Origin of the sequence: Sphingomonas sp. CCH10-B3 (genome assembly GCF_001556185.1) — a bacterium.
GTDB lineage: Bacteria > Pseudomonadota > Alphaproteobacteria > Sphingomonadales > Sphingomonadaceae > Sphingomonas > Sphingomonas aquatica.
The window spans coordinates 140,587-151,399 of the sequence record NZ_LSIJ01000001.1 but is presented as its reverse complement, the minus strand read 5'-3'; the positions used below and the strand labels follow the sequence as shown (position 1 = coordinate 151,399).

The 10,813-nt window shown below is 65.5% G+C and carries 14 protein-coding genes; 4 read left to right on the top strand and 10 right to left on the bottom strand.

Annotated elements, in window-relative coordinates; all coding sequences use genetic code 11:
* Positions 1-45: 45 nt before the first annotated feature.
* Together metF and AX672_RS00760 are read right to left on the bottom strand one after the other, a co-directional pair.
* A complete protein-coding gene (gene metF / locus AX672_RS00765) occupies positions 46-975 on the bottom strand; it encodes a methylenetetrahydrofolate reductase [NAD(P)H] (protein WP_066646828.1) in 930 nt (309 codons plus the stop codon).
* The gene (locus AX672_RS00760) at positions 972-1,931 is read right to left on the bottom strand and encodes an ArsR/SmtB family transcription factor (RefSeq protein ID WP_066646826.1); all 960 of its coding nucleotides are present in this window, start codon (positions 1,929-1,931) and stop codon (positions 972-974) included. Before AX672_RS00760 ends, metF begins: the two co-directional genes overlap by 4 nt.
* A 135-nt stretch (positions 1,932-2,066) precedes the next feature.
* Here AX672_RS00760 and AX672_RS00755 point away from each other — a divergent pair, with 135 nt between their 5' ends.
* The 3 genes from AX672_RS00755 to AX672_RS00745 are packed head-to-tail and all read left to right on the top strand — an operon-like array spanning position 2,067 to position 3,486.
* A complete protein-coding gene (locus AX672_RS00755; protein ID WP_168727273.1) occupies positions 2,067-2,363 on the top strand; it encodes a hypothetical protein in 297 nt (98 codons plus the stop codon).
* On the top strand, positions 2,360-2,545 hold the full coding sequence (locus tag AX672_RS00750) for a hypothetical protein (RefSeq protein WP_066646823.1): 186 nt from the start codon (positions 2,360-2,362) through the stop codon (positions 2,543-2,545). The genes AX672_RS00755 and AX672_RS00750 overlap by 4 nt, the downstream gene beginning before the upstream one ends.
* Positions 2,542-3,486, top strand: a complete 945-nt coding sequence (locus AX672_RS00745) for an aldo/keto reductase (protein WP_066646820.1) — start codon at positions 2,542-2,544, stop codon at positions 3,484-3,486. Before AX672_RS00750 ends, AX672_RS00745 begins: the two co-directional genes overlap by 4 nt.
* Here AX672_RS00745 and AX672_RS00740 read toward each other — a convergent pair.
* The 3 genes from AX672_RS00740 to AX672_RS00730 form a co-directional block, all read right to left on the bottom strand.
* On the bottom strand, positions 3,483-3,839 hold the full coding sequence (locus AX672_RS00740; protein WP_202189199.1) for a tetratricopeptide repeat protein: 357 nt from the start codon (positions 3,837-3,839) through the stop codon (positions 3,483-3,485). The genes AX672_RS00745 and AX672_RS00740 overlap by 4 nt on opposite strands.
* A 126-nt stretch (positions 3,840-3,965) precedes the next feature.
* Positions 3,966-4,403 (bottom strand): PH domain-containing protein, encoded by a 438-nt coding sequence (locus tag AX672_RS00735; protein ID WP_231731105.1) that lies wholly within the window; start codon positions 4,401-4,403, stop codon positions 3,966-3,968.
* Positions 4,404-4,443: 40 nt separating this feature from the next.
* Positions 4,444-5,832: a helix-turn-helix domain-containing protein gene (locus AX672_RS00730; RefSeq protein WP_066646805.1), complete on the bottom strand. Its 1,389-nt coding sequence runs from the start codon at positions 5,830-5,832 to the stop codon at positions 4,444-4,446.
* Positions 5,833-6,020: 188 nt separating this feature from the next.
* On the opposite strand from AX672_RS00730, the gene aceA reads away from it, so the two are divergent.
* Positions 6,021-7,298 (top strand): isocitrate lyase, encoded by a 1,278-nt coding sequence (gene aceA, locus AX672_RS00725; RefSeq protein WP_066646801.1) that lies wholly within the window; start codon positions 6,021-6,023, stop codon positions 7,296-7,298.
* 108 nt (positions 7,299-7,406) lie between these two features.
* On the opposite strand, the gene AX672_RS00720 is transcribed toward aceA, so the two are convergent.
* The 5 genes from AX672_RS00720 to AX672_RS00700 are packed head-to-tail and all read right to left on the bottom strand — an operon-like array spanning position 7,407 to position 10,780.
* Positions 7,407-7,799 carry a type II toxin-antitoxin system death-on-curing family toxin gene (locus AX672_RS00720; RefSeq protein WP_066646798.1) on the bottom strand — a complete coding sequence of 131 codons (393 nt, stop codon included), beginning with the start codon at positions 7,797-7,799 and terminating at the stop codon, positions 7,407-7,409.
* A gap of 1 nt (position 7,800) precedes the next feature.
* Positions 7,801-8,028, bottom strand: a complete 228-nt coding sequence (locus AX672_RS00715) for an AbrB/MazE/SpoVT family DNA-binding domain-containing protein (RefSeq protein WP_066646795.1) — start codon at positions 8,026-8,028, stop codon at positions 7,801-7,803.
* 53 nt (positions 8,029-8,081) lie between these two features.
* A complete protein-coding gene (locus AX672_RS00710; protein WP_231731104.1) occupies positions 8,082-8,753 on the bottom strand; it encodes a DUF4893 domain-containing protein in 672 nt (223 codons plus the stop codon).
* 49 nt (positions 8,754-8,802) lie between these two features.
* Entirely contained in the window at positions 8,803-9,588 is a 786-nt protein-coding gene (locus tag AX672_RS00705) for a 3-hydroxybutyrate dehydrogenase (protein WP_066646793.1), read from the bottom strand.
* Between the two features lie 4 nt (positions 9,589-9,592).
* Positions 9,593-10,780 (bottom strand): patatin-like phospholipase family protein, encoded by a 1,188-nt coding sequence (locus AX672_RS00700; RefSeq protein ID WP_066646870.1) that lies wholly within the window; start codon positions 10,778-10,780, stop codon positions 9,593-9,595.
* Positions 10,781-10,813: the final 33 nt, after the last annotated feature.

Here is a 10,813-nt window from a genome sequence, read left to right as displayed (position 1 = left end):
GGCGTAATCATCAAACCCCTCCCCTAAAGGGGAGGGGTTTGATGATTACGCCACCCCCGCCGCCACTGCCCGCAACCCGAGCAGATGACAGATCGCAAAGCTCAGCTCGGCGCGGTTGAGCGTGTAGAAGTGGAATTGCCGCACGCCGCCTGCATAAAGCTTGCGGCACAGCTCAGCGGCGAGCGTCGCGGCAACGAGCTGGCGGCTGGTCGGATGATCGTCGAGCCCTTCAAACAACCGCCCGAGCCACTGCGGCACTTGCGTGCCGCACATCGCCGACATGCGCTTGATGCTGGCAAAATTGGTGACCGGCATGATGCCCGGCACCATTTCGGCGCTGATCCCGGCGGCGGCCGCGCGGTCGCGGAAGCGGAAGAAGGTTTCGGGTTCGAAGAAGAATTGCGTAATCCCGCGGGTCGCGCCCGCATCGAGCTTGCGCTTCAGATTGTCGAGATCGTCGGCCTCGTCGCGCGAATTGGGGTGGCATTCGGGATAGGCGGCGACCGAAATCTCGAACGGATAAAGCTGCTTCAGCCCCGCCGTCAGATCGGCGGCATTGGTATAGCCATCGGGGTGCGGGACGAAGGCGTCGGCGCCGGGCGCGTCACCGCGCAGCGCCACGATATGCCGCACGCCCGCTTCCCAATAGGCATGCGCGATCTCGGCAATCTCGGCCTTTGACGCTTCGACGCAGGTCAGGTGCGCGGCGGCCGCGATCGGTGTTTCGCGCTGGATGCGCGCGACCGTCGCGTGCGTGCGCTCGCGCGTCGTGCCGCCCGCGCCGTAAGTCACCGAGACGAAGCGCGGCCCGAACGGTTCGAGCGTCTTGACCGTCTCCCACAGCGCTTCTTCCATCTTCTCGGTCTTGGGCGGGAAGAATTCGAAGCTCACTTCGGCATCGCCCGCCAGGTCGGCGAACAAGGGCGCGTCGAGCGCCCGCCGCGCTTCCTCGAGCTGGGGTATCGAAAGGTTCATGCTGCAATTGCCTCTTTGAGCGGGCTGCCGGCCTTGCGACCGAGCCAGAGTTTGACCGTGAGTTCGCCGCCTTCGAGCGTTTCGGTGCGCACCGGCGCAAGCCCCACCGCGCCGAACCAGCCGAGGATCTGCTCGTCCGAAAAGCCCAGCCGGGTGTGGCCGTCGCGGCTGCGGAATTCTTCGCGCTCGTGCGGGGCGAAATCGGCGATCAACAGCCGCCCGCTGGGGGCAAGCACGCGCGCCGCCTCAGCAATCGCGGCACCCGGCTGCTGCGCGAAATGGAGCACATGGTGGATGATCGCGGCATCGGCGCCGCCATCGGCCATCGGCAGCGCATAAAGATCGGCCTGGCGAAGTTCGGCGTTGGCAAGGCCGCGCTCGGCGAGCTTGGCACGCGCCAGCCGCAGCATTTCCGACGACCGGTCGATGCCGAGCGCGCTCTTGGCTTGCGGCGCGAACAGTTCGAGCATCCGTCCGGTGCCGGTGCCGATGTCGATCAGGGTCGCGATCGGCGCGTCGCCCAGCAACGTCCGCATTGCCGCCTCGACGTCGCTTTCGGCGATGTGCAGCGAGCGGATCGCATCCCATTGCCCGGCATTGGCCTCGAACCAGGCGTTCGCCGCCGCTGCCCGGTCGGCGCGGACGGCGGCGAGCCGCGCAGCGTCGGCGACTGCCCAATGATCGCTTTCACGCGCGCGCCAGCTGTCGAGCGCGGCCAGCGCCGGCGCGACCAGCGCGCGGTCGCCGAGCGCGACGAACACCCAGCTGCCTTCCTTGCGGCGTTCGGCAAGCCCGGCGTCGCACAGGATCTTGACATGGCGCGACACGCGCGGCTGGCTTTGCCCCAGCACTTGCGCCAGTTCGCCGACCGACAGCTCCATTGTCTGGATGAGCGCAAGAATGCGTAGCCGGGTCGCATCGGCAAGGGCACGGAAGATTTCGAGCGCGAGCAGCATCGGATCACGATATAAAGATATCTTTATATGAATGCAACGGCGATCACCGCGGCAGCGGCCATTGCGTGCGCCGGGACCCGGGACTAGCCTTTGAACGTTATGCCGCGATCGACAATTGCTCCAAGGGACCCGTCAATGAAAATCGCCCGCCTGCCCGCCCTGCTGCTCGCGTTGCCCGTCGCCATCGGCCTCGCCGCGTGCAGCCCCAAGGCGCAGAACGAAACCGCCGAGGCCGCCGACGCGATCACGGCCGACGCCAATGCGGCGATGAGCGAAGCCGCAGCGGATGTCGATGCGGCCGGTGACCGCGCGCTGGGCGGCATGGACAATGCCACGGATTCGGTCGGCAACTCGATCGACGACGCCACCGAAAAGGGCAAGGAAAAGGCGAGCCAGTCCTTGCGCGACGCCAACAACGCGGTCGATCGATGAAGGCGGTCGGCCTGATCCTGCCCCTGGTGTTGCTCGCCGGCTGCGGATCGGCGGGCGGCGACCCCGGCGGCGCGAGCGCAACCGAAGCGAGCCAGCTCAATGACGCCGCGGCGATGCTCGATGAAGACAGCGTCTCGGCCAATGCCGTCCTGACCAATCAAGCCGAAAGCACCAAGCCATGAAACGTCGCCTGGGCAGCACCGATCTCGACATCGCGCCGCTGGTGCTCGGCGGCAATGTGTTCGGCTGGACGGCGGACAAGGCCGCGAGCTTTGCCGTGCTCGACGCGTTCGTCGCGGGCGGCGGGACGATGATCGACACAGCGGACGTCTATTCGGCCTGGGCGCCGGGGCATCAGGGCGGCGAGTCCGAAAGCGTGATCGGCGAGTGGCTGCGCACCAGCGGCAAGCGCGATGCCGTGCAGATCGCGACCAAGGTCGGGATGCTGCCCGGCGAAGGCGGCGCCAAGCTCGCGCCCGCGCGGATCGCGGCCGCCTGCGATGCGTCGCTCAAGCGGCTCGGCGTCGAGACGATCGACCTTTATTTCGCGCATCAGGACGATGAGGATGTGCCGCAGGCGGATGTGCTCGGCGCCTTTGCCCGGCTGGTCGAGGCGGGCAAGGTCCGCGCGCTCGGCGCATCCAACTTCCACGCCGCGCGGCTGAAATCGGCGCATGACGTCGCGATGGCGCATCACCTGCCAAGCTATCACGTGCTCCAGCCCGAATATAATCTCGTCAGCCGCCACAAGTTCGAAGGCGAGCTGCAGGATTATTGCGTCGCTCACAACATCGGCGCCGTACCCTATTATGGCCTCGCCTCGGGGTTCCTGACTGGCAAGTATCGCAGCGCCGACGATCTCGGCAAAAGCGTGCGCGGCGGGCGGATGACGCCGTTGCTCGAAGGCAAGGGCAAGGCCGTGCTCGACGCGATGGACTCGGTGGCGGTAGAAACCGGCGCGACGCTCGCGCAGATCGCGCTGGCGTGGCTCGCTGCCCAACCCGGCGTCACCGCGCCGATCGCGAGTGCGACGAGCGTCGCCCAGATCGAGGAACTGCTCGGCGCGATGACGCTCGAGCTGACGCATGATCAGCTCGAACGCCTGACCGTCGCGGGCGCCTAGCGCAGCGTTGCGACTGCCATTCGGGCAAGCTCGCGTCGCGCGAGCGCATGCGTCGTCGTGACGTGGTTGCCGATCTCGATTTCCTCGTCCGGCAATTGCAGGATGCGCTGATAAAGCGCGCGGGCCGCGTCGGCGCGATTGGTGTGGCGATAGACGGTCGCCAGATTGAGCGTGAGGTCGCTGTCCCAAGTGAACAGCTTGCGCTGCCGGTCGATCAGCGCTTCGGCAGCAGCGTAATCGCCGCGCCGGATTTCTTCGGATCCATTCGAATTGCTTTCTGCCGCATGCACGAGGCTAGCATCCCCGAGCGCGGCTGCGGCAATCAAGGCCAGATAGGTCCACTTCATCATCATCATAGTCTCCCCGAACCACAGCGACACGTGCCGATGTTTCAGTTCGGTGACTATAATATTTCATTTTAATGACAGTTCCGCAAGCGAAACCGGCGTAGCCTACCCATTATGCGGCGACCCTGTCGCTCAATGCTCCTCGACGTCGACCTCGCGGACCCGGCGCAACTGACGCGCGGCATCGGTCAGGCGGCGGATATCCTCGCGGATTGCGCGGCCGTGCGGGATGTCGCGCAGTATCAGCTCGCCGCCTGCGGTCGTCGCGTCGCTCGACCGGATCGTGATGTTGCCGATGTCGGTCAGCTGATTGACGATCGAATAGGCGATCGTCGTGTCCTTGATCCGATAGAGTTCGATCTCGTCGGTGGTCTTGTTGATGATGCCGCGCCGGATGATCAGCCGCTGATCGGTGAGCTCGTAATGCACGGCGATATTGCTCAGCCAGCGCCACGCGACGATGACCAGCCCGACGCCGACCAGGCACAGCAGCAGCGTCCCCCAGCCGGCTAGGCTCCCCAGCAGCCAACGCCATGTACTCGACCGAAAGCTCGCAACCGATTTTTCCAACGCCTGTCTCCCCGATGGCGCCACGAGCATAGCGTTCGACTCAATCGGCGGCAAAGCGGATCGACGACAAGCCGCGTTCGCGCTCGACGACGATCAGTGCGCGCCCGGCGGGCGGTGCCGATCGCTGCGGGCAGTCGGCGCGCAGGCATTGGCGACAGCCGAGACCGATCGGAGTCGCCTCCCCCGCCAGGTCGACACCACGCGCGGCGGCGAGCGGCGCAGCGAGATCAGCCGCGAGCCCGAGCCCCACGACAAATTCCGCCCCGGTTGCGCCGTAACGGCGCCCTTGCGGCGTGACGGTGCGCGCCATCGTGAACCAGCGGCTGCCATCCTCCAGCGCGACAAGATGGACGGTCAGCGCTCCCGGCCGCTCGAACGCCATGTGCAGGCGCCACAGCGGACAACGCGCCTCGGCCTCGGCGAGCGGCGCCGCGCTGGCCCCCGAAAAGCGCTTCGATGCCTGCCCCGCGCGGTCGATCCGCAGCATGAAGAAGGGGAGCCCGCGCGCGCCGACCCGTTGCAGCGTGGTCAGCCGGTGGGCGACTTGCTCGAACCCCGCCCCGAAGCGGCGCTGGAGCAGCTCGATGTCATAGCCGGTCGCCTCGCATGCGCGCAGGAAGCGGGCATAGGGCATCATCACCGCCGCCGCGAAATAGCTGTAGAGGTGGCGCCGATAAAGCCGCTCGGCCGCGCGATCCGTGAAGCCGCCTGCCTTGACCAGCGCCTCGATCTCGCTGCGCGCCTCGATTTGGCCAAGCTGGAAGGCAGCGGCAAAAGCGCGCGACGCAGGATCGAGCAGTTCCGAAATCTGCAACTGGCGCGCGTGCAGGTCGAGCCGCCGCAGCATGTCGGGCATCACTTCGACCGGCAGCACCCGCACCGCGAGCTGGTGCTTGACGCGCAGCCGCTCCGCAATCGCGCCGTAGAGATCGCCCGCGCCCAGCCGCAGCTCATCGGCGAGCGCTTCGGCCGCGGCATCGAGATCGGCGAAGTGATTGCGCCAACGCTCGATCTCGCGGCGGACTTCGGCGACCGGATCGGCGGTCTCGCCGCCCTGATAGGCACCGCCACTGCCGAGCCGGTCATAGGCGCGCGCAAACGCCTCGGCACCACCGGGCGCCGCGGCCAGCCATTCGGTCAATTCGGCGCGGTCGACTTCGAGATCGGCGAACAGCGGATCGGCAAGGCGCCGCCGCAACGCTGCTTCGCCACCGCCGGGCTCGCCAGCGGCCAGACTGCGCGCATCGAAATCGAATTGCTCTGCAAGCCGCACCAGCAAAGTCGCCGACAATGGGCGCTGGTTGCGTTCGAGCAGGTTGAGATAGCTTGGCGAGATTGCGAGCATTTCGGCCATCGCCGCCTGAGTCAGCCCCGACTGGCGGCGCACGCGGCGCACGGCATAGCCCGCAAACAGCTTCTGGTCGGCCATGCCCTGTTGTGCGGCGCGCCTCGGGTTTTGTAAAGTCATTACATCATGACAGACCAGTGATGCCGCGCTGCACACAGGACGACCCGAATGGCGTGCACAATGCCCTCGTCAGCGGCAGCCGATTGCGTCACCAGCGCGCACATCGATGCAGCCCATGGGCGGTGTGCATCTTGCCAAGGACAGTAAAAATGACATTCGAAGAGCTGATTCCCGCCCCCGCCGGCCGTTTTGACGGCATCACCCGCCCCTACACGCCCGAAGATGTGGCAAAGCTGCGCGGCTCGGTGCTGGTCGAGCACACGCTGGCGCGCAAAGGCGCGAACAAGCTGTGGGAACTGCTGAAGTCGGAAGATTACATCAACGCCCTCGGCGCGCTCAGCGGCAATCAGGCGATGCAGATGGTCCGCGCCGGGCTGAAGGCGATTTACCTGTCGGGCTGGCAGGTCGCCGCCGACGCCAACACTGCGGGCGCCATGTATCCCGATCAGTCGCTCTATCCAGCCAATGCCGGGCCGGAGCTCGCGCGCAAGATCAACAATGCGCTGCAGCGCGCCGACCAGATCGAGCATAGCGAAGGTGGTGCGAGCCGCGACTGGTTCGCGCCGATCGTCGCCGATGCCGAAGCAGGTTTCGGCGGCCCGCTCAACTGCTTCGAAATCATGAAGGCCTATATCGCGGCGGGTGCCGCCGGCGTTCACTATGAAGACCAGCTGGCGTCGGAAAAGAAGTGCGGCCACCTCGGCGGCAAGGTGCTGATTCCGACGCAGGCGCACATCCGCAATCTCGACGCCGCGCGGCTCGCCGCCGACGTGTCGGGCGTGCCGACGATCATCTGCGCGCGCACCGATGCCGAAAGCGCCAAGCTGATCACCAGCGACATCGACGAGCGCGACCATGAATTCCTGACCGGCGAGCGCACCGCCGAGGGCTTCTACCGCCTGAAGGAAGGCACCGGCGTCGATCATTGCATCAAGCGCGGCCTAGCCTTTGCCGAGCATGCCGACCTGCTGTGGTGGGAAACCAGCTATCCCAATCTCGACGACGCGCGTCGCTTCGCCGAGGCGATCAAGAAGCAGTATCCGAACAAGATGCTCGCCTATAACTGCTCGCCGAGCTTCAACTGGGAAGCCAAGCTCGACAAGGACACGATCGCCAGGTTCCAGCGCGAAATCGGCGCGATGGGCTACAAGTTCCAGTTCGTGACGCTCGCCGGCTTCCATCAGCTCAACTACGGCATGTTCGAGCTGGCGCGCGGCTACAAGGACCGCGGCATGGCCGCCTACAGCGAGCTGCAGCAGGCCGAATTCGCCGCCGAAGTGAATGGCTACACCGCGACGCGCCACCAGCGCGAAGTCGGCACCGGCTATTTCGATCTTGTCGCGCAGGCCGTGGCAGGTGGCGAAAGCTCGACCACCGCGCTCGCCGAGTCGACTGAAGCTGCCCAGTTCGTGACCGAAGCGGCCTGATCCGCCGGTTACACTTCCAGCCGACGCGAACACGCGCGGTTCCCGCTTTCCTGGGGAGGAAAGGTGCCCGCCGGAGCCAGTCTCCGGCGGGCATTTTCATGGGAAGTGTCAGGCGGCGCGGATGTGCGCGCGGAACCAGTCGGCAAGCGCCTCGACGGTCAGTTCTCCCGCCGCCAGCGCAAGAAATGTCGTCACCATTTCCACGTCGGTGCACGTCAACTCATAGCCGTTAAGTACCAGAAAGGTTTCGCTGACCACAGCTGCCGTCCGCTTGTTGCCATCGACAAAGGGATGGTTGCGCGCGATGCCGAATGCATAACTCGCCGCCAAGTCGGCCGCGTCAGGCTCCCCATATGCCACGAGGTTGAGTGGGCGCGCCATTGCACTTTCGAGCATGTTGGCGTCGCGGACGCCCGAAGCGCCGCCATGTTCGGCAAGCTGCTCCTCATGCGCTGCCAGCGCGACCTTCAGGCCGACCCAGACCCAGAGCTGATCGGCCATTTCACTTCGCCAGTTCGCGCAGCGCATTGCGGCGGCGCGCCATTACCTCGCGCGCAACGGCCATTTGATCCTCAAATTCGGGGTCGGTCCGTGACAGCGCGACGCCCTCAGGTGTTTCGATAACGCTCAGCTCATCCCCAAGCGACACGCGCAGTCGTGCGAGCACTTCCTTCGGCAGGATCACACCCGTCGAGTTGCCGATCTTGATGAGCTTGAGCGGCTTGTTCATACAAAAGTTATAACATCGATCCGCGGCGTCGGCAATCGCGGGCCAGCCGTCACCTAGCGCGGCAGCACCGTCGCGGCGGAGCCTGCCGGAGGCGCAGGCTTTGCGGGTTCGGGCACCAGTTCGACAACGTCGAGGATCGATTCAAAGCGCGGATAGGGCAGCACCAGCCGCCAGCGCCGCTCGCCGACCCGCTCGATATAGCCGACCAGGTCGCGCGAGGCGTCGCGGCCATATTGCATCGCGCGGCGTTCGTCGCCGAGCACCAGCGTGCCCAGAAACACCGCGCGCGAAGCGCTTTCGCTGAACAGTACACCGGCCGGCCGCTGAGCGCCCTCGAGCTTGTAGAAGGTCGGTGTGTCGCCGTCGGCACCGATCCGGCAGGCGAAATCGGGATAGGCAGTGAACTCGGCCATTGCCGTGCCCTTGGCGCCGAGCTTGAACACCCGGCAGCGATAGCGCCCGACGGGCGGCACGGCGCCCGCAAAGGCACGATCGGGATCGAACAGCGCGCCGCCCGCAATGATCGCGTCGGCGTTGGCCTTGCGGGCACGATCAAGCGCCTCGATCCAGGCCTGGCGCCACGTCCGCAGCCGCAACCGGTCACCCGCCGTGGCAATGCGCCGCCAGTCGAGCCGCTCGCCATCGCCAGCACTGGCGGGCGGTGCCGCCAGCGCAATTGCCAGCAGCGCCGCCGCTATGGTCCTGATCCGAATAACTGTCCCCACCCGCCGTAAACAACCACGCATCAGCCCGGTTGCCAAGGTGTTTTGGCGGTCAGGCAGCGGTCCAGCCACCATCGATCGACAAATTCGTACCAGTGATCGACTTCGCCTCGTCCCGACACAGGTAGAGCGCGAGCGCGGCGACTTGTTCGGACGTGACGAATTCCTTGGTCGGCTGCGCATCGAGCAGGACATCGTTGATCACTTGCTCGCGGGTCAGTCCACGCGTCGCCATCGTGTCGGGAATTTGCTTTTCGACAAGCGGCGTCCAGACATAGCCCGGGCTGATCGCATTCACGGTGATGCCGAAGGTCGCAACTTCGAGTGCCACGGTCTTGGTGAGGCCGACGATGCCGTGCTTGGCCATGACATAGGCCGACTTGTTGGGGCTCGCGACCAGCGAATGCGCCGAGGCGGTCGAAATGATCCGGCCCCATTTCTTGGCCTTCATGTGCGGTACGGCGGCGCGGATCAGATACCAGGCCGAGGTCATGTTGATCTTGATGATCGCCTCGAACTTGTCGGCCGGGAAATCTTCGATCGGGCTGACGTGCTGGATGCCGGCATTGTTGACGATGATGTCCGGCCCGCCGAGCTCTTCGTGGCAACGCGCAACCATCGCCGCAATTGCATCGGGATTGGTCATGTCGGCGGCGTCGTAGAGCGCCTTGGCGCCGCTGGTCGCCTCCAGCGCGGCGCGTTCCTTTTCGATGGCATCGGCATCGCCGAACCCGTTGATCATAACGCTCGCGCCCTCGGCCGCGAACGCCTTGGCATATTCAAGGCCGATGCCCGAAGTCGAACCGGTGATGATCGCGCTTTTGCCTTTGAGGAACATGGGGCTACTCCATTGGTCGGGATTTTACGGGATTGCTGCGCCTCAGGCCGTTGAGCGAACAAAGATCGAAGGCCGCGCTCGTTCCGTCGGCGATGTTCTGCGCGACCAGCTCAGCGCCGCGCATCGACTGCTCGATCGCTTCAAGCCCGGCGAGCCAATGCTCCTGCATGGTGCGCGCGGAAAATTCGAAGTCACGGCTGCCGCCTTCCCACGCATTGGCGCGGTAGATCAGCTGGACGAGGCTGACCGGCTGTTCGGCGGCCATCGCCTTGAGTGCCGCGACATCGGCATCGTCGCGCAAATTCTCCGGCAGCTTCGCGAGCACCTTGTTGATCGCTTCACGTTCGCGGCGCAGCTTCATCACTTCGTCGGAAATCTGGCGCGTGCGGCTGGAAAAGCGGATTTCCTTCTCGCGCGCCATCACGTCCATGATCGTGTTGGGCGGCGCCGAGGTGGCTGAGAAGAGATCGACCTGAAAGGCAAGCAGCGGTGCGCTCTGGTGATCGAGCACATGGCTGAGCGGGGTGTTCGAAACGAGGCCGCCATCCCACCACCAACGCCCGTCGATCTCGACCGGCGGCAAGCCCGGCGGTAGCGCGCCCGATGCCATGATGTGGCGCGCGTCGATCCGGTCAGTCGTGGTATCGAAATAGCGGAAATTGCCGCTTTCGACATCGACCGCGCCGACCGACAGCCGCACCGGCCCATCGTTGACGAGGTCCCAGTCGATCACGTCATCGAGCGTCTTTTTGAGTGGCGTCGTGTCGTAATAGCTGAGCGCCGCGAGCGTCCCGGGCGTCGCAAAACTCGGCGGCAGCAGGCGCGGCGTGAAGAACCCTGGCACGCCGCCCGCGATCACCATGCCCGCCGACCATTCGTGCAGCACTTCGCGCAGCTGGTCGTTGGGGAAAATCGGAAAGCTCGGCAGCGCGCTTGTCAGCCCGTTCCAGAAATCGCGTAGTCGATCGACGCGGCGCTCGGGCGGATTACCCGCAACGATCGCGGCATTGACCGCGCCGATCGAAATGCCGGCGACCCAGTCGATTTCGATCTCGCTATCGGTCAGCCCTTCGATCACGCCCGCCTGATAGCTGCCGAGCGCGCCACCCCCCTGCAGCACCAGTGCGACGCAGTCGGGGAGCGGCATTGCCTTGGCGCGGCGCTGACGCCGGGCGGAGTCGGTTTTGGCCATGGCCGCTTCCTTGGCCCCATTCGATGGCCCGAT